21 protein-coding genes and 1 pseudogene are annotated in these 23196 nt (G+C 62.6%); 17 read left to right on the top strand and 5 right to left on the bottom strand.

What is annotated here, in order from left to right:
- Window positions 1–189: 189 nt before the first annotated feature.
- From ACRC0P_RS08645 to ACRC0P_RS08630, 4 genes are read left to right on the top strand one after another with little or no spacing between them, the layout of a single operon-like run.
- Window positions 190–453, top strand: coding sequence for a hypothetical protein (locus ACRC0P_RS08645; protein WP_438629916.1), 264 nt, complete (start codon window positions 190–192; stop codon window positions 451–453).
- A gap of 34 nt (window positions 454–487) precedes the next feature.
- Window positions 488–1294: a DUF6249 domain-containing protein gene (locus ACRC0P_RS08640; RefSeq protein WP_438629914.1), complete on the top strand. Its 807-nt coding sequence runs from the start codon at window positions 488–490 to the stop codon at window positions 1292–1294.
- Window positions 1295–1306: 12 nt separating this feature from the next.
- Window positions 1307–1861 carry a sigma-70 family RNA polymerase sigma factor gene (locus ACRC0P_RS08635; RefSeq protein WP_183463597.1) on the top strand — a complete coding sequence of 185 codons (555 nt, stop codon included), beginning with the start codon at window positions 1307–1309 and terminating at the stop codon, window positions 1859–1861.
- A complete protein-coding gene (locus tag ACRC0P_RS08630) occupies window positions 1854–2219 on the top strand; it encodes a hypothetical protein (RefSeq protein ID WP_438629912.1) in 366 nt (121 codons plus the stop codon). The genes ACRC0P_RS08635 and ACRC0P_RS08630 overlap by 8 nt, the downstream gene beginning before the upstream one ends.
- Window positions 2220–2478: 259 nt before the next feature.
- Here the strand turns inward: ACRC0P_RS08630 and ACRC0P_RS08625 are convergent, their stop codons facing one another.
- A complete protein-coding gene (locus tag ACRC0P_RS08625) occupies window positions 2479–2952 on the bottom strand; it encodes an LEA type 2 family protein (RefSeq protein WP_438629910.1) in 474 nt (157 codons plus the stop codon).
- A 39-nt stretch (window positions 2953–2991) separates the two neighbouring features.
- On the opposite strand from ACRC0P_RS08625, the gene ACRC0P_RS08620 reads away from it, so the two are divergent.
- The 8 genes from ACRC0P_RS08620 to ACRC0P_RS08585 all read left to right on the top strand — a co-directional run bounded on the left by ACRC0P_RS08620 (window position 2992) and on the right by ACRC0P_RS08585 (window position 11810).
- Window positions 2992–4161 (top strand): dipeptidase, encoded by a 1170-nt coding sequence (locus ACRC0P_RS08620; RefSeq protein WP_438629908.1) that lies wholly within the window; start codon window positions 2992–2994, stop codon window positions 4159–4161.
- 398 nt (window positions 4162–4559) lie between these two features.
- Window positions 4560–6980, top strand: a complete 2421-nt coding sequence (gene hypF / locus ACRC0P_RS08615; RefSeq protein ID WP_438629906.1) for a carbamoyltransferase HypF — start codon at window positions 4560–4562, stop codon at window positions 6978–6980.
- Window positions 6971–7261: a HypC/HybG/HupF family hydrogenase formation chaperone gene (locus ACRC0P_RS08610; protein ID WP_438629904.1), complete on the top strand. Its 291-nt coding sequence runs from the start codon at window positions 6971–6973 to the stop codon at window positions 7259–7261. Before hypF ends, ACRC0P_RS08610 begins: the two co-directional genes overlap by 10 nt.
- A 118-nt stretch (window positions 7262–7379) precedes the next feature.
- Entirely contained in the window at window positions 7380–8522 is a 1143-nt protein-coding gene (hypD, locus tag ACRC0P_RS08605; RefSeq protein ID WP_438629902.1) for a hydrogenase formation protein HypD, read from the top strand.
- Entirely contained in the window at window positions 8519–9583 is a 1065-nt protein-coding gene (gene hypE, locus ACRC0P_RS08600) for a hydrogenase expression/formation protein HypE (protein ID WP_438629900.1), read from the top strand. The genes hypD and hypE overlap by 4 nt, the downstream gene beginning before the upstream one ends.
- A 45-nt stretch (window positions 9584–9628) precedes the next feature.
- Window positions 9629–9970, top strand: a complete 342-nt coding sequence (locus ACRC0P_RS08595; protein ID WP_438629898.1) for a hydrogenase maturation nickel metallochaperone HypA/HybF — start codon at window positions 9629–9631, stop codon at window positions 9968–9970.
- The gene (gene hypB, locus ACRC0P_RS08590) at window positions 9970–10791 is read left to right on the top strand and encodes a hydrogenase nickel incorporation protein HypB (RefSeq protein ID WP_438629896.1); all 822 of its coding nucleotides are present in this window, start codon (window positions 9970–9972) and stop codon (window positions 10789–10791) included. Before ACRC0P_RS08595 ends, hypB begins: the two co-directional genes overlap by 1 nt.
- Before the next feature lie 38 nt (window positions 10792–10829).
- Window positions 10830–11810 carry a mechanosensitive ion channel family protein gene (locus ACRC0P_RS08585; protein WP_438629894.1) on the top strand — a complete coding sequence of 327 codons (981 nt, stop codon included), beginning with the start codon at window positions 10830–10832 and terminating at the stop codon, window positions 11808–11810.
- Here the strand turns inward: ACRC0P_RS08585 and maiA are convergent.
- The 4 genes from maiA to hppD form a co-directional block, all read right to left on the bottom strand.
- Window positions 11807–12436: a maleylacetoacetate isomerase gene (gene maiA, locus ACRC0P_RS08580; protein ID WP_438629892.1), complete on the bottom strand. Its 630-nt coding sequence runs from the start codon at window positions 12434–12436 to the stop codon at window positions 11807–11809. The genes ACRC0P_RS08585 and maiA overlap by 4 nt on opposite strands.
- A gap of 194 nt (window positions 12437–12630) precedes the next feature.
- Window positions 12631–13617, bottom strand: a complete 987-nt coding sequence (locus ACRC0P_RS08575; RefSeq protein ID WP_438629890.1) for a fumarylacetoacetate hydrolase family protein — start codon at window positions 13615–13617, stop codon at window positions 12631–12633.
- 126 nt (window positions 13618–13743) lie between these two features.
- Entirely contained in the window at window positions 13744–14868 is a 1125-nt protein-coding gene (locus ACRC0P_RS08570; protein WP_438629888.1) for a homogentisate 1,2-dioxygenase, read from the bottom strand.
- A 114-nt stretch (window positions 14869–14982) separates the two neighbouring features.
- On the bottom strand, window positions 14983–16044 hold the full coding sequence (gene hppD / locus ACRC0P_RS08565) for a 4-hydroxyphenylpyruvate dioxygenase (RefSeq protein WP_438629886.1): 1062 nt from the start codon (window positions 16042–16044) through the stop codon (window positions 14983–14985).
- A gap of 229 nt (window positions 16045–16273) precedes the next feature.
- On the opposite strand from hppD, the gene ACRC0P_RS08560 reads away from it, so the two are divergent.
- The 5 genes and pseudogenes from ACRC0P_RS08560 to ACRC0P_RS08540 all read left to right on the top strand — a co-directional run.
- Entirely contained in the window at window positions 16274–16771 is a 498-nt protein-coding gene (locus tag ACRC0P_RS08560; protein ID WP_438629884.1) for a MarR family winged helix-turn-helix transcriptional regulator, read from the top strand.
- A gap of 26 nt (window positions 16772–16797) precedes the next feature.
- Complete coding sequence (locus ACRC0P_RS08555) at window positions 16798–17988, top strand: aromatic amino acid transaminase (RefSeq protein ID WP_438629882.1); 1191 nt, start codon at window positions 16798–16800, stop codon at window positions 17986–17988.
- A gap of 134 nt (window positions 17989–18122) precedes the next feature.
- On the top strand, window positions 18123–19481 hold the full coding sequence (locus ACRC0P_RS08550; RefSeq protein ID WP_438629880.1) for a class II 3-deoxy-7-phosphoheptulonate synthase: 1359 nt from the start codon (window positions 18123–18125) through the stop codon (window positions 19479–19481).
- Window positions 19482–19739: 258 nt separating this feature from the next.
- Window positions 19740–20420, top strand: a complete 681-nt coding sequence (locus ACRC0P_RS08545; protein WP_438629878.1) for a glutathione S-transferase family protein — start codon at window positions 19740–19742, stop codon at window positions 20418–20420.
- Between the two features lie 430 nt (window positions 20421–20850).
- Window positions 20851–22998 (top strand): annotated as a pseudogene (locus ACRC0P_RS08540) (M3 family metallopeptidase); the annotation flags it as partial.
- Window positions 22999–23196 lie beyond the last annotated feature (198 nt).

Below are 23196 nucleotides of genomic sequence, written 5' to 3'. Positions count from 1 at the left end.
CCCCCTCTTCACCTGGTAGAGAGGGCCCACAGCTGCGTTGCCGCTCTTGAAAAGGGCGAGCCATTCCCTGCGAGCGGCGCCTTCCTGTGAACATTTTGGGGGGCTCTGATAACCGCATTTAGTACCTTACACCACACTAGGTGTACAAGGAAATTCTACCCGGAGGCGACCATGTTAACCGCAGGAACTATGAAAAAGGTACAATTTTACGCCGCCCTGGCCCTGTTGCTGGGGGGCCTGCAAGCCGAGGCCACGGAGTTTGCGGCCCCCCTGGAGGAGGTGCAGCAACAGCTTTCCGAAAAGATCGACGAAGCCTTTTCGCGCAAGCTGGAAGAGTGCCGGGAGAAAGAGCGGGAAAAGCGCAGCTATCCCCGTTTCCCGGTGCGGCTGGCCGACGAGTCCTCGGGGGGCAACCCGGTCCGGTTTTCCGGAGCGCAGTTGACCGCACCGTAGTTTGAAACAGAAGCACTATCGAGAGCACGAAAAAATGAGAGCGAGAAACCTTCACCCACAGCGGGCCGGCGCCCGCTGGCTGATGGCCCTGCTGGCGGCGATGAGCCTCTCCGCCAGCTGGGCCCAAGAGACCCCGGCACAGGACGCAACCATGCCGGAACCACCGCGGCCGCCGGCGGCAGAGAAATCGCCGGAGGCCCCGGAGGAGAAGGAGGTGCGCATACTGCGCGAGGATGACGGCACCCTGGTGATCAAGACCCGGGACGGGCAGGGCAAGCGCACCGACGTCCAACTGGACCTGGGCGAGGAGTTCGGCGGCGAACTGACCCGGCGCATCTACAAGAAACTGGAGGAAAAGGGGATCCTCGACGAGAAGGGCCTGGTTGTGGAAGAGGCCATGGACGGTGTGCCGAAGAATATCAGTATCGGTATCTCTGGCGATTTCGATCAGCCTCGCGGCCATCGTGACGATTTCCCCTTTGATGGAGACATAGCCGTGTTGATTCCTATCATCGCGATCCTGGCGGTGTTCGGTACGCCGATACTGATCGTGTGGTTGGTGGCCCGCAACAGCTACCGCAAGAAGCAGCTGCTGATGGACCACATCAACCGCATGGTGGCCGAGGGCCGCGATATTCCGCCGGAGCTACTGGATGCCATGGAAGGCGAGTCCCCCCGCAATATGAAGGACCGCGGATTCACGCTGATCGCCGTCGGCCTGGCGATATTCATCTGGCTGAGCATATCCTCTGGCGTGGAGGTCGGCAGTCTCGGCCTGATACCGCTGTTTATCGGTATCGCCCGCTTTGTCAACTGGAAACTGGATAACAAGCAGGCGTAAGGACAGCGGTATATGGACCTCAATGACGAGGATTTGATCCGGCGCGTCGTCGAAGACGGGGACCAGAGGGCCTACGCCCATCTGGTGCGCCGCTATCAGTCACAGCTGCGCTTCTCGCTCCGCCAGCTGTGCGATGGCGACCAGGCCCTGGCCGACGATATGGCCCAGGAGGCTTTTATCAAAGCCTACAAGGCCCTGCCGGCATTCCGTGGGGATGCGCGTTTCAGCACCTGGCTGTACCGTATCGCCTACAATCTCGTCATGAGCTACCGGCGCAAGAAGTCCCCGGAGGTGGATCAGGAGGCGGTGGATCGCGCACAGCAGGAGGAGAGCGTCGAGGAGGCCCAGCAGCTGGGCATGGCGCGGGATCTCAACTCGGCCATGGAGGAACTCAGCGAGGCCCAGCGCCAGGCCGTGCACCTGTGTATGCAGCGCGGCTTTTCCCACGAGGAGGCGGCCAGTATTATGAAGTTGCCGCTGGGCACGGTAAAATCCCACGTCAATCGCGCGCGGGCCAAATTGCAGACTCTGCTGCAGGCATGGCGCGAGGAGGTAGTCAGTGGATAATGGTTTGAACAATCGCGACAGAACAGACGGCTGGAGCAGCGCGGGCGGCGAGCCGGATTTCGATACTTGGCTGGGCCAACAGCTGCAGTTCAGCGAGCCCTATGTGGACGACGACGGCTTCTGCGAGCGCGTGATGGCACGCCTGCCGGCGCCTTCCAGGCGCTCCGAGCGCCACGCCACCCGCGTACAGTATGCCGCGGTGGTGGCCGCTTCTACGATCGTCGCCTGGCAGTTCCCCTTCGACCAGGTGCTCACCCAGGCCGCGCAGCAGTCCATCAGCCTCTACGGCCTTGTCGGGGTAGGCATACTCACCTCCCTGGCGGCCATGGCCGGCGGCATTTTCGCCGCGCGGCGCTAAGAGCCTGTTTGCGATCTATGGTGATGCACATCCAGCGCGGGGTCGGGAGGGGCGCCTCTTTCCGGGACACGGGCTGGGCGCCCCCCTTAAATACATCCCTGTACGCTCGTAATCGGCGTCCCTGCCTCATACGGTCCCGGAAAGAGGCACCCCTCCCGCCCTGGAAAGTTCTTAGCGAGATCCTAAACAGGCTCTAAGCGCCCCGGGCGAACCCAGTGTTCGCCCTTGTTCCATCTGTCCCACCCGGGTGTCCGCCTCCCTACATCCGCTGGTTCAGCCTTATCTCCCCTTCCTTGCGCACAGTGATCGACGGCACTATCGACCGGCGCAACCCCAGTTTGGCCACCAGCTCATAGGGTACCGACTCCCGCCGGGTGCCGATCAGCTCCGCCGCGGCGAAGATGGAGCCCACCAGGCTTGCCGTCGCATCCACCACGATATTGTCCTGCCCGTAGGGGGCGATGGGCGGCAGTTCCCTGGAGGTGCCGGTAATCACTTTGTGCCCCGCCAGGCTCAGGGTGTAGTAGAGCCCGGAGAGCGCCAGCTCGGAGTCGTTGGGATTGAACACCCGCAGGTGGATACGAAAGCGCAGGTCGTTGCCCGGACCCGCCGGCAGCGGCTCCACCGCGGTAACCTCGACCTCGGGCTTCTGGTAGTTGGGGGAGAGTACGGCGCAGCCGCCGAGCAGCAGAGCCAGCAGCGAAAGCAGGAGAGGGCGGTATAGTTGTGTCACGGATAGTCCCTGGGTTTTTGATATCGGTTATATCGAAGCATGAAGAAACTTCTCTCTCTATCGACCGCGTTGGCACTGGTATTGTTCACCGGCTGGAAGTGGCTGTTGCTGCCGGGCATCGAGCAGGGGCGGAACAAGCGCACCGGCCCCAAGTATCCTCCCCTGTCGGAAGAGGCGGCCGTGCTGCATCGCTCCCTGGTGGTCGGCGACCTGCACGCCGACAGCTTCCTCTGGGCCCGAAACCTGGAGAATGAGGCGGACTACGGCCATCTGGACCTTCCCCGGGCGCGCCGGGGCAACCTGGCAATTCAGGTGTTTACCGCGGTGACCAAATCCCCCCGGGGGCAGAACTACGGGGAGAATTCCTCTGCAACCGCGGACAACATCACCCTGTTGGCGGTCGTCCAGGGCTGGCCGCCACGCACCTGGAACAGCCTGCTGCAGCGGGCCCTCCACCACGCGGAGCGGGTGACCAAACTGGAACGCAGGTCCCCTGATCAACTGGCCGTAGTGCGCGACGCCGCCGATTTACGCCGAGTGCTGGCGGCCCGTGCAAAGGGCGGCGAACAACTGGCGGCCATTCTCGGTATCGAAGGTGCCCATCCGCTGGAAGGGGAACTGGAGAACATCGGTGTGCTCTACGACGCCGGCTACCGGGTGATGGGCCTGCAGCATTTTTTCGACAACGAGTTGGGCGGCTCGCTGCACGGTCGGAGCGGTGCCGGCCTCACGGAGTTCGGCCGCGCGGCGGTGCGGGAAATGACCGCGCGCTCCATCGTGATCGACGTGGCCCACTCCTCGGAGCAGGTGGTGCACGACGTGCTGGACCTGGTGGACCGACCGCTGATTCTCTCCCACACCGGCCTCAAGGGCACCTGCGACACGTCGCGGAATATCAGTGACGAACTGATGCAGCGGATCGCCGCCGGTGGTGGCCTGATCGGTATCGGCTACTGGGATGCCGCCGTCTGTGATACCAGCCCGCGGGGTATCGTCAAGACTCTGCGCTACGCCATCGACCTGCTGGGACTGGAGCATGTGGCCCTGGGCTCAGACTTCGACGGCAGCGTGACCACGACCTTCGATGTGAGCGAGCTGGGCCTGCTGACGGAAGAGATGCTCCGGCAGGGATTCAGCGAAACGGAAATCCGCAAGGTAATGGGGGATAATGTGCGGGATTTTTTTCTCGCACAGCTGCCTCCGGCCTGACGTGATATAGCCTCGACTCGACATGCTCGTCTCGATAATCCGCCAAATTTCTCCTGTAGAAAGAAGTAATCCAGCCCTATTTCCACAAAAGTAATTGCGCAAATAATCCCCGGCGCATTTTTGCCCTACCTGAAACTTTACCCGCCAGACCCGCTTTAATTTCTCAACTATAGTGGGATGAACCGGCGCCCCGCGCTGCTGACACTCATCCCTCGACCTATCGAGGAAGGCCAGCGATAGCCGATTCAGACGGCACACCTTATGGTCGCAAAATCCAACGCAAAATCCGCAGATGTAGCGGGAGCGTTTTTCTCATCGGACAAATTGCACGAACCCGAATATAAAAACCGATAAAAAACCGCTTTCTCGATTTTTATCGGTGAATACCGGAGCGATTATTGGACAGCTACACGCCACAGCAAAAAAAACCGCCACAGGCTGCAAGTCTCGAGACGCGTATCGCCGAGTCCATCCGCGTGCGCGGCCTGGTGCAGGGCGTGGGTTTTCGCCCGCAGGTGTGGCGCCTGGCGGGGAAATACGGCCTGTCCGGCAGCGTGGGGAACGACGCCGAGGGAGTGTGGATTCACGTCAGCGGCGTCGCGGGACAGATCGATCGCCTCGTCGAGGCGCTGCGCAGCGCGCCGCCGCCCCTCGCGCGCATCGACAGTGTCGAGCGCCTGCCCCGTGCCCCAGTGGAGCCGGCGGAGAGCGGTTTTCATATCGCCGCCAGCCTGCCCGGGGAAATGCATACTCAGGTCGCCGCCGACGCCGCCACCTGCGCGGATTGCCTCGGGGAATTGTTTGCCCCCGCCGGACGGCGTCGCGGTTTCGCCTTTACCAATTGCACCCACTGTGGCCCTCGATTCAGTATCGTCCGCCGCGTGCCCTACGACCGTCTCAATACCAGCATGGCGGCGTTTGAACAGTGCCCCGCCTGTCTGGAGGAATACCGCAATCCCGCCGATCGCCGCTTCCACGCCCAACCGAACTGCTGTCCGGACTGCGGGCCGCATCTGTGGGTGGAGCGGGCGGAGGGACAGGGCCATGACCAGGACCCCGAAGCGGACCCGGTGGCGCAGGCACAAGCGTTATTGCGCGCGGGAGAAATCCTGCTGGTCAAGGGCGTCGGTGGCTTTCACCTGGCCTGCAATGCCACCGATCCCGACGCGGTTGCGCGGCTGCGGGCGCGCAAACAGCGGCCCCACAAGCCCTTTGCGCTGCTGGCGCGGGACCTGGAAATGATCCGGCGCTATTGCAGCCTGGGCGATATCGGGTGCGAACTGCTACAGCACCGCGCCGCGCCGATCCTGCTGCTTCCGCAAACCGGCGCGGCCGCGCTGGCTCCCGGGGTTGCGCCGGGACAGCGCTGCTATGGATTTATGCTGCCCCCCGCGCCGCTGCACCACCTGCTGATGGCGGGGCTGGATTTTCCGCTGGTGTGTACCAGTGGCAACCGCAGCGGCGAACCCCAATGCATCGCCAACGATGACGCGCGGTCTTTGCTGGGCGCGGTAGCGGACGCGGTGCTGCTGCACGATCGCGACATCGTCAACCGCCTGGACGATTCCGTGGTGCGCGAAATCGACGGGCATCCCGCCATACTGCGCCGCGCGCGCGGCTATGTGCCGGAACCGCTGGTGCTGCCGGAAACGTTCGCCGCCGCGCCACCGCTGCTGGCTCTGGGGGGCGAACTGAAAAACACTTTCTGCCTGCTCAAGGACGGCCAGGCTATTCTCTCCCAGCATATCGGTGACCTGCACAACCCTGCCGCCGGCGATGTCTTCGAACAGTCCCTGCAACTCTATCACGAGCTGTTTGATCATGCGCCGCGTGCGATTGCGGTGGACGCGCATCCGGAGTACCGCTCGGGCAAATTCGGCCGCCTGCTGGCAGCGCGGGAGTCGCTGCACTTGGAAGTGGTGCAGCACCACCACGCCCATATTGCCGCCTGCCTCGCCGACAACGGCGTGCCGCTGGACGAGGAGCCGGTGCTGGGCATCGCCCTGGACGGGTTGGGTTACGGAACGGACGGCAGCTTCTGGGGTGGCGAATTCCTGCTGGCGGACTACAGGGACTCTGAGCGGTTGGCCAGTTTCGAGCCGGTGCCAATGCCCGGCGGCGAGCGAGCCATCCGTCAGCCCTGGCGTATGGCTTTCGCCTGGTTGCACCAGAGGTTCGGCAACGATCTCTCCGCGGGGCAACGGCTGCCGGGCGAATTTGGCGACTTCCTCGCCCGCCAGCCGCTGGAAACCCTGGCGCGCATGGTCGATACCGGTTTCAACAGCCCGCTGACCAGTTCCTGCGGCCGCCTGTTCGACGCCGTGGCCGCGGTGATCGGCCTGTGCCGCGAGGTCAGCTTCGAGGGTCAGGCGGCCATGGCCCTGGAGGCCTGCGTGGACAGCGCCGCGCTGGCTGGCGGAGGAAGCGGCTATCCGTTTGAGATTGGGGAGCGGGATGGCTTGCCGCGGTTGCGCGCACAGCCCATGTGGCGAGCGCTGCTGGAGGACCTTCGCCGGGGCACCGCCGCCAGCGTCGTGGCCGCTCGCTTTCACCTTGGGCTGGCGGAGGCAATAGGGCAAATGGTCGACTGTCTCGGCGAACGCTGCGGCGCGGGCTGGAGCGGCCGCGTGGCGCTCTCCGGCGGAGTCTTCCAGAACGCGGTGCTGAGCAGTTTATTGGTCCGGCAATTGCGCCGGCGCGAGTTGGAAGTACTGTGCCATCGCCGAGTGCCCGCCAATGACGGCGGCCTGAGCCTGGGTCAGGCGGCGGTGGCCGCAGCGCGCCTTTTACAATCGCGTGGGGCTGGAATATGTGCGTAGGAATTCCCGGACAGATCGTCGAGATAGTCGATGCGGAAACCGATACCGCGGTGGTGGAAATCTGTGGTGTGCGCCGCGCGGTCAATATCGCCTGTGTGGCGGGTGACGAGCGCAGCCACGCCAAGTGTGTCGGTCAATGGGTGCTGGTGCATGTGGGTTTCGCGATGAGCCGGCTGGACCCGCTGGAGGCGCAGAAAACCCTGGAACTCTTGCGGGAGCTGGGGGAGATGGAAGAGGAGTTGTCGGCCATTGCGGAGCGGGAAGGGCGGGCGTCCGGCTAATTGGAGGAGGAATCCCCGTGACGGATCATTTGCAGCAACTCTATCCCTTTCTCTGGGACCTGGTACACACGCTGCTGGCGGACAGCCGCGGCGGTCTTGCGGGAACGGAGGCGGAGCGGTGAAATTTATCGATGAGTTCCGCGATCCGGCCAAAGCCCGCGCGCTGCTGACCAGTATCGGGAATCTGGCGGCGCAACTGCAGCGCGAGCGGCCGCTGCAGCTGATGGAGGTCTGCGGCGGGCATACCCATTCCATTTTCCGCTACGGTATCGAGCAGGTGCTGCCGCGCAATATCGAGATGGTGCACGGCCCCGGTTGCCCGGTGTGTGTACTGCCCATGGGGCGGGTGGATGACTGCGTGGCCCTGGCGGAACACCCCAATGTGATTTTCACCACCTTCGGCGACGCGATGCGGGTGCCCGGCTCGCGCAAGAGCTTGTTGCAGGCGCGGGCGGAGGGCGCCGACGTGCGCATGGTCTATTCGCCGGAAGACGCGCTGAAAATTGCGCGGGACAACCCCGATCGCGAAGTGGTGTTCTTCGCCCTGGGGTTCGAGACCACCATGCCCTCCACGGCGCTGACGGTTCTGCGCGCCGCGGAGGAGAGGCTCGAAAACTTTTCCGTCTTCTGCAACCACATCACCATTATTCCCACCATCAAGGCCATCCTGGATTCGCCGGATATCCGCCTGGACGGCTTCCTGGGCCCGGGCCATGTGAGCATGGTGATCGGCACCGCGCCCTATGAATTTATCTGCCGGCACTACCGCAAGCCGCTGGTGATCTCCGGCTTCGAGCCTCTGGATATTCTGCACTCTGTTTACCTGCTGTTGAAACAGATCGTCGAGGGCCGTTGCGAAGTGGAGAACCAGTACCGCCGCGTGGTTGCCGATGCCGGCAACAGGGCCGCGCTGGAGGCGGTGCGGCGGGTCTTCGAGCTGCGCGAGTTTTTCGAGTGGCGGGGACTCGGCTCCATCGACCATTCGGGGGTGCGCCTGCGCGGGGCGTTCGCCCGCTTCGATGCGGAGCGGCGCTTTTCCCTGCCCAACCTGAAAATCGCCGACCCGAAATCCTGCCAGTGCGGCGAAGTGCTGAAAGGCGCGATCAAGCCCTGGCAGTGCAAGGTGTTCGGCAGCGCCTGCACCCCGAAAACGCCGCTGGGCTCGCTGATGGTTTCCAGCGAGGGCGCCTGCGCGGCGGTGCACAACTACGGGCGCACGGACCTGATTCGCGCCCGCGAGTTGCAGGGGGAGCGCGAATGAGCGACATCACAGCCGAACACCGAGCGCGGAGTGCGATACAGGAGGCCAGAATCGACCTCTCCCACGGCAGCGGCGGCCGCGCCATGCGCGACCTGGTGAACGACGTCTTTCTCTCCGCCTTTGCCAATCCCACTCTCGCCGCGCTGGAGGACCAGGCTCGCATCCCGCTCGCGGATCTCTGTGCGGCCGGCGACCGGCTGGCGTTCACCACCGACTCCTATGTGGTGGACCCGCTGTTTTTCCCCGGTGGCGATATCGGCGAGCTGGCGGTGAACGGCACCGTCAACGACCTGGCGGTGAGCGGTGCGGTGCCCCTGTACCTGTCCTGCGGCGTGATTCTCGAAGAGGGTTTTGCCCTGGCGGATCTGCGTCGCATCGCCGGGTCCATGGCGCGGGCGGCCGAAGCCGCCGGGGTACAAATCGTCACCGGCGATACCAAGGTGGTACCAAAGGGCGCGGCGGACAAACTGTTTATCAATACCAGCGGCGTCGGCGCAATTCCCGCCGGGGTGGAGATTGCCGCGGGCCGCGCCCGTCCCGGCGACCGGATCCTGGTCAACAGTTTTATCGGCGATCACGGTGTGGCGATTCTCGCCGCGCGGGAGGAACTCGCCCTGCAGGTGCCGATAGAGAGCGATACGCGCCCGCTCAATGGCCTGGTGCGCGCGCTGCTCGACGCCTGCCCGCAGGTGCACTGTCTGCGCGATGCCACCCGCGGCGGTCTGGCGACGGTGTTGAATGAATTCGCCGAGAGTGCCGGCGTCTGTATGGAGCTCGAAGAGGCGGCGATTCCGGTGCGCGACGAGGTCAGGGGCGTATCGGAAATTCTCGGGCTGGACCCGCTCTACTACGCCAACGAGGGCGTGCTGGTGGCGGTCGTGCCCGAGTCCTGCGCGGAGCGCGCGCTGGCGACAATGCGCGCGCATCCCGCCGGCGCAGGGGCGGCGTCAATCGGCGAAATCACCGCCGAACCCGCGGGGCGGGTGGTGATGCGCAGTGGTTTCGGCGGAGGGCGCATCGTCGACATGCTGATTGGCGAGCAGTTGCCGAGGATCTGTTGATGCGGATGTTCCCAGGGGGAATCCGGACCGCCAGGGTGGGTCGCCGTGCATGAGCTGTCCCTGGTGCAGAGCATCGTCGAGACCTGCAGTGCACACGCAGACGGCGCGCGGGTGTGCAAAGTTACCCTGGAGGTGGGCGCGCTGTCCTGCGTGATGCCGGAGGCGCTGCGATTCTGTTTTGCCGCGGTGAGCGACGGCACCGCGCTGCGGGGCGCGGAGCTGGAAATTCTGGTGCGGCCCGGCCGCAGCCGCTGCCGGGAATGCGGCCGCGAACTGTCGCTGCGCAGCCTGCTGGATAACTGCAGCTGCGGTTCCGGGAACCTGGAGCCGCCCAGTGGTGGCGACCAGTTGCGGATTCAATCCATGGAAATCGAGGAGGCGGTTTGATGTGTACCACCTGCGGTTGTTCCGGGGGCGCTCGCTCCCTACTGACCAATACCGCTACGGGCAAAGTGCTGAGTATCGGTGAATCGATTGCGGCTGGCGAAGGTCCCGCACTGCGCCGTCAGCACAGTGAACAAGCGGCCCCGCCGGATCGGGGGGGCGACTGGTTGCATCTGGAGCGGGACCTGCTCGCGCACAACCGGGCGATTGCGGAACGCAACCGCGCCCGTTTGCGCGAGCGGAATATTCTCGCCCTCAATCTCGTCAGTTCTCCCGGCGCCGGCAAGACCACATTGCTGGAGCGCACCATCCGCGACCTGCGCGACACAGTTACTGTCAGCGTGATTGAGGGCGACCAGGAGACCCAGTTCGACGCCGAGCGCATCCGCGCTACCGGCTGCCGCTCGGTACAGGTCAATACGGGCACCGGCTGCCACCTGGAGGCGTCGATGATCGAGAGGGCGCTCGACGAGTTGGCCGCCCCGGTGGGGTCGCTGCTGATGATTGAAAATGTCGGCAACCTGGTATGTCCGGCACTCTTCGACCTGGGGGAGCACGCCAAGGTGGTGATTCTTTCGGTGACCGAGGGGGAGGACAAGCCGCTCAAATATCCCCATATGTTTCGCGCCGCGTCGCTGATGATTCTGAACAAAACTGACCTGCTGCCCCATGTGGATTTCGATACGGATGTTTGTATCGGTTACGCGCGCCGGGTCAACCCACATATCGACGTATTGCAGCTCTCCGCCACCGGCGGTTACGGCCTGAAGGACTGGTACGACTGGCTGCAGAGCCGGCGGCTCTTGGAGGCGATAACGCCGTGAGCGGCTTCCTCGCCCTACAGACGGAGTTGTAAAGGTTTATGGCTGCCCTTCCCGCGCTCTTTATTCCCAAGTTTCTCCAGCAGAATCCCCTGCAGGATCCCCAGCCGCAGGAGCCGCAGGAGGAGTTGGAGCTGGCTAAAATGGCACCTACGTCCTTCTCAGAGGCGTTGACGACCATCCTGGAGTCGCTGGCGGATATCTGGAGCAATTTCCTCGTCCATGTTCCCTATGTGCTTACCAGTTTTGTGGTATTGCTGGTGACCTGGATTATTGCCCTGGTGATCAAGCATTCTGGGCGGCGCATATTCAAACGCACTACATCCCGAAAGTCGTTGCGCGAATTGCTGGTGCGCCTGATTAATATTGGAGTCTGGGTGCTCGGCTTTCTATTTGCGGCAATGGTGCTTTTCCCCGGGCTGACCCCGGCCCGGGCGCTGGGAGCCCTGGGCCTGCTATCCGTTGCCGTGGGCCTGGCATTCAAGGATATCTTCGAGAATTTCTTCGCCGGCATCCTGATTTTGTGGCGCTTTCCCTTCGAGGAGGGGGATTTTGTCGAGTGCGAGGGGGTTGCCGGCCGGGTGGAAGCGGTGGAGGTGCGCAACACCGCGATACGCAGGACCAGCGGAGAATTGGTGATAGTGCCGAATCTGTTTCTGTTCAAGAATCCCTGTGAGATCCTCACCGATCGGATCAAGCGACGGGTCGACATTACCGTGGGAGTGGCCTACGGCGAGAAGCTGGCGGAGGCGGTGGAGGTGATCGAAGAGGCAGTGGCCTCTTGTGAGCTGGTGCGGGAGGAGGATCCCATCCAGGTGTTTCCACAGGAATTCGGTGACAGCGGTATCGATATCGAGGTCACCTGGTGGACGGGCTCCACCCCGGTGGCGTTGCGCGAGTCCCGCGGCGAGGTGGTGACCGCGATCAAGGACGCCCTGGACAGCGCTGGTATCGAGATTCCCTTCCCGTACCGGACACTTACCTTCAAGGAGCCGCTCTCTTTGCGCGGGGAGCCCGATTAGAGAGTGCTGTCCGGCTGGTTTTCCGGCCGCGCCTCGACAAAAGCCGGTATTTCCGCACAGACCTGGGCGATGCGGTGGATTGCTGGATAGTCGGCGATATCCATTCCAAAACGCTCGGCATTGTAAATCTGTGGAATCAGGCAGCACTCGAACAGTCCCGGTTCCACGCCAGCTGCAAAAGGTGTCGGGTCCAGCTGCTGTTCCAGCGCACTGAATCCTTCGTGAATCCATTGGCGGACCCAGCCGGTTTTCTGCTCGTCATCGACCGCAAACTCCGATTGCAGATATTTGAGTATGCGCAGGTTCTGCACCGGCTGGATATCGCAGGCGATGGTATAGGTCAACGCGCGGATGCGCGCCCTTTGCAGTGAATCCCGGGGCAAGAGTGCGGGTTCGGGATGCCGCTCGTCCAGCCACTCGAGTATGGCGAGGGATTGCGTGAGTACTGTGTCGCCGTCCACCAGCGCCGGCACCAGGCCCAGGGGGTTCAGTTTGCGGTATTCATCGCCGCTTTGTTCGCTTTTCAGCAGGTTGACCGCGCAATAGTCGTATTCCAGGCCCTTGAGGTTGAGGCCGATGCGTACGCGGTAGCTGGCGGAGGAGCGGAAGTAGCCGTGTAATTCCATTGTTATTCCCTTGGTTATGGTCGATTTTTATGATGTGGTGGCGGCCCTGCTGCCGGTGGCTTTTTGCCAGACACGCTGTGGATACTTCCCTGTACGCTCTACGCGGCCGTCCTTGGCCGCGTAAGGTCTGGCAAAAAGCCACCGGCATCAGAGCCTTCGCTTCAGGCTTCGGTATTCTTTCTGAGCCCCGATAGTTATTCCGGATTCACATACTCCACTATCTGCTGATCGATGGTACCGAAAATATCCGCGTCCATCTCGTCGTACATGGCGATCTCGATGCGGTCGCCGAACTGCATAAACGGCGTGTCGGGTTTGCCGTCGGCGATCATTTCCAGCATACGCACTTCGGCCAGGCAGCAGGAGCCTTCGGTCCGGTCCAGGTTGGAGACGGTGCCGGAGCCGATAATGGTACCGGCGCCGAGATTGCGGCTTTTCGCCGCGTGGGCGATTAGCTGTGGGAAGTTGAAGGTCATGTCCACGCCGGCGTTGGGGGAGCCGATTTTCTCTCCATTCAGCCTCGCGTGCAGGGGCAGGTGCACCTTGCCGTCGCGCCAGTGGTGGCCGAGTTCATCCGGCGTCACCGCCACCGGGGAGAAGGCGCTGGAGGGCTTGGACTGGTAGAAGCCGAAGCCCTTGGCCAGCTCGCTTGGAATCAGGTTGCGCAGGGAAACGTCGTTGACCAGCATCAGCAGGCGGATATGCCCGCCGGCTTGCTCCGCGTCGGTGCCCATGGGCACATCGCCGGTGATCACCGCCACTTCCGCCTCGAAATCGATACCCCACTCGGTGCTTGCCATGGCGATATTTTCTCTGGGGGCGAGAAAGGTGTCAGAGCCGCCCTGGTACATCAGCGGATCGGTCCAGAAGGATTCCGGCATCTCCACTCCCCGGGCCTTGCGCACCAGTTCCACGTGATTGACGTAGGCGCTGCCGTCCGCCCAGTGGTAGGCGCGGGGCAGGGGGCTGTGGCATTCGTCGGGATCGAAGGGGAAGCTGGTGACCTCGCCCTGCTGCAGTGCGTTGAAGCGGGCCCGCAGTCTGGGCTCGATAGTTTCCCAGTCATCCAGGGCCGCCTGAAGGGAGGGGGCGATATCGGCGGCGCCGCAGTAGCGGGCCAGGTCGCGGGAGACCACGATCAGTTCGCCGTCGCGGCCTTTTTTAAGGGAGGCTAGTTTCATGGCTTCAGATTCTTGCTGGTTGAGGGTTCGGATCGAATTTTGTGTAGGAGCGGCCGTTGGCCGCGATCCTGGGAGCGCCGAGCTCCAGCTCGGCAAGCGGGCCGGAGGCCCGTCAATATCGAGTAGTTACTTCGACTTCCAGGAATTTACATATTCCGGGTCTTCCACCGCATGGGCATCCGGCAGGATGTTCCAGGGCGTGCGGCTGTCGAGCATGACCGCCACCTCGTCGGTTTCCTTTCTTGCGTGCCTGGCCCCGGCCTCGAGGGCCTTGGGATGCGGTCCGTGGGTAAAGCCCATGGGGTGCAGGGTGAGCATGCCCGGGTGGATGTTGTCGCGGCTGAAGAAGTCGCCGCGGTGATAGAAGATCAGTTCGTCGAAATCGTCGTTGTTGTGGAAGAAGGGCACTTTCAGGGCGTCGGGATCGCTCTCGATGGGGCGCGGCGCAAAGGTGCAGACCACGAAGCCGCGGGCCACGAAGGTGGTGTGAGCCGACGGGGGAAGATGGTAGCGGTGGCTCATCAGCGGGCGTATGTCGCGCCAGTTGATGCGCACTGCCAGGTTGTCCCCCTTCCAGCCGGCGGCGTCCAGCGGGTTGAAGGGGTAGGTGATCACGGATACCTGCTGGCGCGCCTTCACCTTTACCTGCCACTCGTCCTCGGTCTGCTGCGCGCGGAATTTGCCGTCTATTGCGGGTATGTCCAGCATTGCCGGGTCGAAGATGGCGTGGCGGCCCACCAGGCCTTTTTCCGGCAGCTGGAAGTGACTGCCGGTGGCCTCCACCATCAACAGTTCCAGCGGTTCGGCGGGCTCCAGGCGCCACAGGGTGCCGCGGGGGAGCACGATATAGTCGCCGTCGCGAATATGCAGGTGGCCGAAATCGCAGTAGAGATCTCCGCTGCCGTTGTGCACGAACAGCAGCTGGTCGCCGTCGGCGTTGCGGACCAGGTGGTCCATGGCTTCGCGACAGGTCCACAGGGCCACCAGGCTGTCGCTGTTCTGCAGTATCGGCTTGTGGTCCCAGGGGCTGTTGCCGCTGTGGGCCATTCTGGTGCTGTCGAAGGCGTGGGGACGCAGTGGGCCCTCGAAATTGCTCCAGCCGGTGGGGGGGTGGTGGTGGTAGAAATGGGTGGCCGGGCCGAAGAAGCCCTCCTTGCTCATTTCCCGCTCGTAGGTGTTCGGGGGAAAGTCCGCGTGGGCCTGCCGGCTGGTTTCACCTTCCACGCGCGGAAAATTGATCCAGTTTTTCATGAGTTTCCACTCGTTGATCAATGACCCTGTAGGAGCGGGCCATGGCCGCGATCGGCATCAGCAGAACCTTTCTGAGTCAGATCGCGACCATGGGCCGCTCCTACATAGGGGCGGTTATTTGTTCTGGAGCACGCCGCGGCGAATCTGGTCGAGTTCGATGGATTCGAACAGCGCCTGGAAGTTGCCCTCGCCGAAGCCCTCATTGCCCTTGCGCTGGATGATCTCGTAGAAGATCGGGCCGATCACATTCCGGGTAAAAATCTGCAGCAGCAGGCCCTGGCCCTCGGTTGGGGCGCCGTCGACCAGGATTTTCAGTTTCTGCAGCGCTTCCTTGTCTTCGCCGTGGCCTTTTACCCGCTCATCCAGCTTCTCGTAGTAGGTGTCCGGGGTGTCCTGGAACTTCACTTCGTGCTTGCGCAGGGTGCGCACGGTTTCATAGATATCATCGGTGCCCAGGGCGATGTGCTGGATGCCTTCTCCCCTGTACTCTTTCAGGTATTCCTCGATCTGTGACTTATCGTCGGAGGACTCGTTGATCGGGATGCGGATCTTGCCGCAGGGGCTGGTCATGGCGCGGCTGGTCAGCCCGGTGAGCTTGCCCTCGATGTCGAAATAGCGGATCTCGCGGAAATTGAAAATGTTTTCATAGAAGCCCGCCCACTTGTCCATATTGCCGCGGCGAACGTTGTGGGTGAGGTGATCGATGTAGGTGAGGCCGGCGTCGAACGGGGGCATCTTGCCGGTGGGCAGGAAGTCCACATCGTAGATGGTGTTGTCGCCGTAGCGGTCCACCAGATAGATACGGCTGCCGCCGATACCCTCGATGGCGGGGATGTTCAGTTCCATCGGTCCGGGGTGGGTTTCCACCGCAGTGGCTCCCTTTTCGATGGCCTTGCGGTAGGCTTCAGCGGCATTCCTGACCCGGAAGCCCATGGCGCAGGCACAGGGACCGTGCTTTCTGGCGAACCTCTGTGCAAATGAGTCCGGCTCGGCATTGATAATGAAGTTGATGTCGCCCTGTTTGTGCAGGGTGACGTCCTTGGAGCGGTGGCGGGCCACTTCCGCAAAGCCCAGATGTTCGAACAGGGAGCGCAGCAGTTCGGGCTCCGGAGCCGCGTATTCCACGAATTCAAAGCCGTCGGTGCCGAGGGGGTTGTCAAACAGGTCTTTGCTCATCACGGGTGCCTCATATCTCTGGTCCCGCGCGCAAATATTTTGCGTCGCGACGGGTTTTGGATACCAAAAATGGCGTACAAAGCCGTATAATGCGCGGCCAATTTCCTGTGTCACTGGGGGCCGGGCTCCACCGGAAAATTTCCGGTGGTAGTGGTTACAATTGAAACTAATGTTAGTTACATTTGTAACCCGATTCAATATCCCCCGCGCAAAGCAGGTAACCAGAGAGATGACAACCGAAAACCGGGGCCCGCAGGAGGCGGCAGGGCCCGACGATCTGCACCTGGAGAAGTTTCTGCCCTATCGCCTGTCGGTGCTTTCCAACCGGGTGAGCAATGCGATAGCCCAAGCTTATGGTGCCCGTTTCGACCTGACCATTCCCGCCTGGCGGGTGATGGCGATACTGGGGCGTTTCCCGGACCTGTCCGCCGCCGAACTGGTGGAGCAGACCGCTATGGACAAGGTGGCCATCAGCCGCGCGGTGTCCTCACTGCTGAAAAACGATTACATCACCCGCAGCGAGGACCCGGCGGACCGCCGCCGCCAGGTGCTGAACCTGTCCGAGCGGGGGAGGGAGGTGTACGAGCGCATAGTACCGCTGGCGCAGCAGTACGAGCGCGACCTGATGGCGTCGCTCACCGACGAAGAGCGCCGCCAGCTGGACAGCATTATTGAAAAACTGATGGACCGCGCTCAGGCCTGGGCCGAGAGCGGTTTGATGGGTTGAGAGAAGAAAATCGCAGGAGTTTCCGCATGTTTGAGCATATGAGCAGTCTGCCGCCCGATCCGATCCTGGGCCTGCTGGCAAGCTACCGCGCCGACGACAATCCCGACAAGATCGACCTGGGCGTGGGGGTGTACAAGGACGAGTCCGGGCACACACCGGTGCTGCAGGCGGTCAAGGAAGCGGAGACCCGCCTCCTGCAGAGCGAGGAAACCAAAGCCTATATCGGCCCCGCCGGTACGCCGGGTTTCAACAGCGCCATGCAGGAACTGGTCCTGGGGGCCGAACATCCGGCACTGCTCGCCAACCGCGTGCGTTCCGCGCAGACCCCCGGTGGCTGCGGCGCGCTTCGTGTGCTGGCGGAGTTTACAAACCGCGCCAAGCCCGGCGCCACAATCTGGGTGAGCGATCCCACATGGGCCAACCATGTGCCCCTGCTGGGCAACGCCGGCCTGAAGATCGAGAGCTACCCCTACTACGACCGCGCCACCAGCAGCCTGCGGTTCGACGCCATGGTGGAGACCTTGAAGGATGTGGGCGAGGGTGACCTGGTGCTGTTCCACGCGTGCTGCCACAACCCCTGCGGCGCGGACCTGAGCCGCGAGCAGTGGCAATTGCTTACGGAGATGGCGCAGAAGCAGGGCTTCACGCCGTTTGTCGACATGGCCTATCAGGGCTTTGGTGAAAGCCTGGACGACGACGCCTGGGGCCTGCGCCTGATGGCGGAATCGGTGCCGGAAATGCTGGTGGCCGCGTCCTGCTCAAAAAATTTCGGCCTCTACCGCGAACGCGTGGGCCTGGCCATGGTGATCTATAACGACACCGCTGCCGCCGACAAGGGCCAGAGCCAGATGCTCAATGTGGTGCGCGGCAACTATTCCATGCCTCCCTCCCACGGTGCGGCGATCGTGGAGTCCATCCTCACCGACGCCGGCCTGCGGGCCAACTGGGAGGCGGAGCTGGCCGAGATGCGCGAACGCATCAACGGCCTGCGTGCCGGCCTGGTGGAAAACCTGGATACGGCCGGTGCCGCCGGCGATTTCAGCTTTATTCAGCGCCAGAACGGTATGTTCTCTTTCCTGGGCATCACCCCGGAACAGGTGCAGCGCCTGCAGCGGGAGTACTCCATCTACATGGTGGACTCCAGCCGCATCAGCATCGCCGGGCTGAGCCAGGGCAATATGGAGTATTTCTGCAAGGCAGTGGCCAGCATACTCTGACTCGGGACCCGGGACCCGGGACCGCGGAGCTCCAGCTCCGCATCGCGGGCCGCGGCCCGCCATCTCGCCATCTGTAGGAGCGGCGGGGCGGCCATCCGCCCATGGCCGCATAGGACTTTCAACAGGGAGCCACCGTGTCCGATTCTTCAACCTGGACCCCCCAGAGCTGGCGCAACTTCACCGCCTGCCAGCAACCCAGCTATGAATTCCCGGATCAGGTCGCCGAGGTCGATCGCCAGCTGGCCGGCTATCCGCCGCTGGTATTCGCCGCCGAGGCCCGCGAGCTGCGCCGCCAATTGGCGCAGGTGGCGGAAGGCAATGCCTTCCTGCTGCAGGGTGGCGACTGCGCCGAGTCCTTTGCCGACTTCAATGCCAACCGTATCCGCGACACCTTCAAGGTGCTGTTGCAAATGGCGGTGGTGCTCACCTTCGCCGGCAACCTGCCGGTGGTGAAGGTGGCGCGAATGGCCGGCCAGTACGCCAAGCCGCGTTCCTCGGATATGGAAACCGTCGACGGTTTGGAGCTGCCCAGCTACCGCGGCGATATCGTCAACGGTATCGAATTCACCGAACAGGCGCGCCGGCCGGACCCGCAGCGGATGCTCACCGCTTACAACCAGTCCGCCGCCACCCTCAATCTGTTGCGCGCCTTCGCCCAGGGCGGTCTCGCCGATCTGCACCAGGTGCATGGGTGGAACCTCAGTTACCTGGAAAACAATCCCCAGCGGGAAAAGTACGCGCAGTTGGCGGAACGGCTGCAGGAGGCGCTGGAGTTTATGGAGGTGTGCGGGGTGACCTCGGGGAATACTCCGGCCATTCGCGAGACGGTGCTTTACACCTCCCACGAGGCGCTGCTGCTCAACTACGAACAGGCACTGACCCGCACCGACAGTCTCACCGGCAAATGGTACGACTGCTCGGCACATATGCTGTGGATCGGCGAGCGCACCCGCCAGTTGGACGGTGCCCACGTGGAGTTTCTCTCCGGCGTGTGGAATCCCATCGGAGTCAAAGTGGGGCCGGGCATGAGCGGCGATGAACTGCTGCAGCTGATCGACAGGCTCAACCCCAATAATGAGCCCGGCCGCCTGACGCTGATTACCCGGATGGGCGCCGATACCCTGGGCGAGAAACTGCCGGCGCTGGTGCGCGCGGTGAAGAGGGAAGGGCGCTCGGTGGTGTGGAGCACCGATCCCATGCACGGCAACACCGTCAAAGCCAGCAGCGGCTACAAGACTCGCGATTTCGACAAGGTACTGCGGGAGATCCGCGATTTCTTCGCTGTGCACCGCTCCGAAGGCACACATCCCGGCGGCATCCACCTGGAGATGACCGGCCAGCATGTCACCGAGTGCACCGGCGGCGCCTGGAAGATTTCCGAGGCGGACCTGGCCACCTGCTACCGCACCCAGTGCGATCCGCGCCTGAATGCGGACCAGGTGCTGGAGCTGGCCTTCTGCGTGGCCGAGTGGCTGCGCGACGGCCGCACATAAATTTCCAGACCGTCCCCCTGGGAACGCCGAGCTCCAGCTCGGCAATCGCCCCGAAGGGGCGACAGTAGATTGACGGCTACCGGAATGCTGCCAGGTTGGTGGCTCCGATCGGCCCTACCGTCGATGGCCGCCCGGGAAAAAACCACATCGGTAAATATTTCCCGGGCGGCCATCGGCGGCAGGGCCTGGCCTCGCGCCAGCCGAAAAGTTTGCAGTGCTTGGCTTGGTGTTTTTTACTACTCAACTTAGGGGATGCCCATGTACCAACTGTTTATCGCCAACAAAAACTACTCTTCCTGGTCCCTGCGGCCCTGGCTGCTGCTGCGCCAGCTGGAGATTCCCTTCGGTGAGGAGCTGGTCACCTTCGAGGAGGGCGGTAGTTGGGAGAAGTTCCGCCGCTTTGCTCCCAACGGCCTGGTGCCCTGCCTGGTGGATGGGGAGACAACCGTCTGGGACTCTCTGGCGATCGCCGAGTACCTGGCGGAGGCCCACTCGCAGGTCTGGCCGGCGGAGAAGGGCGCTCGCGCCTGGGCCCGCTGCGCGGCCGCGGAAATGCACTCCGGGTTTTCCACTCTGCGCGATATCTGCACCATGAATTGTGGGGTACGCGTACAGCTCGCGGAAATTCCCGGGAAGCTGCAAAAGGATATCGGTCGCATCGACGAACTCTGGTGTGAAGGGTTGCGGCGCTTTGGCGGGGCCTATCTGGCCGGAGAGGAATTCACCGCGGTGGACGCCTTCTTTGCCCCCGTGGCCATCCGCGCAAAGAACTATTCCCTGCCACTGACCGAAACCGCGGCCGCCTACGCCGAACGGCTGCTGCAACTGCCGGCCATGCAGGCGTGGATCGCCGAGGCGTTGCAGGAGCCCTGGCGCGAGGCCGATCACGAGGAGGAGCTGCTGCGCGCCGGCGCCATCCTCGAAGATCTCCGCCAGTAGTCAGCGGGGCACCGAAGCCTCTGTCGAGAGTTGCCGGTGCCTGGGCTAGCGTCATGTTCGCCCAGGCATCTCTCCGACGCATCACCTCCGTCTCCATTTCCGGCCATCTCACCATCCGAAATCCGGCCTGTTCCGGCACCAGCGGCGTTCCCGACCAATCGCCAATCCGCCTTGACCCAGTGCATCGGCCAGCAAATACAGAGTTTAAAAGAATACACTTAAAAAGTCGTTATCAAGTTGCAAATAACACTCTCTGATAGATCTGTCTCAAGCATGTAAGTTGGCCAGAGCGGGGGGTTTATCGCGGAAATCTTTCTACTTGTCGCCCTGAGGCGCAGACGGCGCGCCGTTGAATGGCAACCGTGGGATGAAAAGCGTTAGACTCGAGCGATTAAAAACTAAAGAAAAGTAGTACCACAGGAGAAAACCCATGCGCCAGACACTGATCGCGCTGTCTATAGCCGCCGCGCTGACCGCCGCCGGTTGCGACAAAGAGGACCAGCAGAGCGGGCCGGCACAGGACACCACTTCTGCGAACGAAGCCGCAAGCGCAGCCCCGGAGAACAGGAATCCGCTGTTGGCCGAGTGGACCGGCCCCTACGGCGGTGTGCCGGCCTTCGACAAGATGGCGGTGTCGGACCTGAAACCGGCCCTGGAAGCCGCCATGAGCAAGAGCCTGGCGGAGATAGATGCGATCACTGCCAATCCCGAGGCGCCGACCTTTTCCAATACCATCGCGGCGCTGGAACGCAGCGGCGGTGAACTGGACCGGGTCTTCGCCTACTACGGCATCTGGAGCGCCAATATGTCTTCCCCGGAGTTTCGCGTCATCCAGCAGGAGATGGCGCCGAAGCTGGCGGACTTCGAATCCCGGATTGTCCAGAACGACAAGCTGTTCCAACGGGTCAAGGCCGTTTATGACCAGCGCAACGAATCCGACCTGAATGCCGAGCAACAGCGTGTGGTGGAACTCATCTACGACAGGTTCGCCACCAATGGCGCGACCCTCACCGGCGAGGCTAAAAAGCGTTACGGGGAGATCAACCAGCGTCTCGCGGAACTGCATACCCGGTTTTCCAATAATGTGCTGGCGGACGAAGAGGGTTACGATCTCTTCCTGGACAAGGAGCAGTTGAGCGGACTGCCGGAATCTTTCGTGGCGGCGGCCGCGGCGCTCGCGGAGGAGAAGGGCCACAAGGGCAAATATGCAATCACCAATACCCGTTCTTCCATGGACCCCTTCCTCACTTATTCCGACAACCGGGAATTGCGCGAGAAAGTCTGGAATAACTACTACAACCGCGGGGACAACGGCGACGAGCACGACAACAACGCCATCATCGCCGAGATACTGCAACTGCGCGACGAGCGCGTCAGTCTGCTGGGCTTCGACAACTACGCCCAGTGGCGCCTGCAGAACCGCATGGCGAAAACCCCCGAACGCGCAATGGAATTGATGGAGGCTGTGTGGCCGGCAGCGGTTGCCCGGGTTAAAGAAGAAGTCGCAGACATGCAGGCGGTGGCGGACGCCCAGGGTGCGGATATCACCATCGCGCCCTGGGACTACCGCTACTATGCGGAAAAGGTGCGCAAGGCCAAATACGACCTGGATTCCGATGAGGTGAAACAGTACCTGCAACTGGACAAGCTGCGCGAGGCGATGTTCTACGTTGCCGGTGAGTTGTTCGGGTTCAGCTTTACGCCGGTGAAAGAGGGTAGGGTTCCAGTCTTCCATCAGGACGTGAAGGTCTGGGAGGTGAAGGACAAGGCCAGCGGCGAGCATATCGGCCTATGGTACCTGGACCCATTCGCCCGCTCCGGCAAGCGCTCCGGCGCCTGGGCCACCATGTATCGGGACCACACCACTTTCAATGGCAGGGAGACGGTACTGGCCTCTAACAACTCCAACTTTATCAAGGGGGCGCCGGGCGAGCCGGTACTGGTGAGCTGGGACGATGCCGAAACCTTCTTTCACGAGTTTGGCCACGCGCTGCATTTCCTCGCCTCCAACGTGAGTTACCCGACCCTGAACAGCGGTGTGCGCGATTACACCGAATTCCAGTCCCAGTTGCTCGAGCGTTGGTTGGCCACCGATGCGGTGATCGACAACTACCTGGTGCATTACAAGACCGGCGAGCCGATTCCCGATGAGCTGGTGGCCAAGATCAAGAAGGCCGCCACTTTCAACCAGGGCTTCGCGACTACCGAATACCTGGCCTCTGCACTGGTGGATATGAAGTTCCACACCGTTGACCCCAAGGGAATAGATCCGGATGCGTTCGAGCGCGAGACCCTGGAGGCGCTGGGCATGCCCAAAGAGCTGGTAATGCGTCACCGCACCCCGCACTTCGGCCATATCTTTTCCGGTGAGGGCTACTCCGCCGGTTACTACGGCTACCTATGGGCGGACGTGCTGACCTCCGATGCGGCGGAAGCCTTTGCCGAGGCGGACGGCGGCTTCTACGACAAGGAAGTGGCCGGCAAGCTGGTGAAGTACCTCTTTGCCCCGCGCAACGCCCTGGATCCGGCGGAAGCCTACCGTGCCTTCCGCGGACGGGATGCGAAGATCGAGGCGCTGATGCGCGATCGTGGCTTCCCGGTTCCCGGCGAGAAATCGGGAACGGTAGCCAGCAAAAATTGCCTCGTCAGTAAAATCTGTGGGCCGTCTCCGGCACAGGTAGCCGCCCAAGCGCATGGTATAGCGCTATTTCCAGGCATCTGTAGGTCCTGAAGCCGTAGGATTTTCTGGCGGTCACTTTCGCTTTGTTGTTCAGCC

It is taken from the genome of Microbulbifer sp. (assembly GCF_051659245.1).
Taxonomy (GTDB): domain Bacteria; phylum Pseudomonadota; class Gammaproteobacteria; order Pseudomonadales; family Cellvibrionaceae; genus Microbulbifer.
Note: the sequence above shows the minus strand (reverse complement) of the source record. Positions and strands in the feature narration are given on the sequence as shown.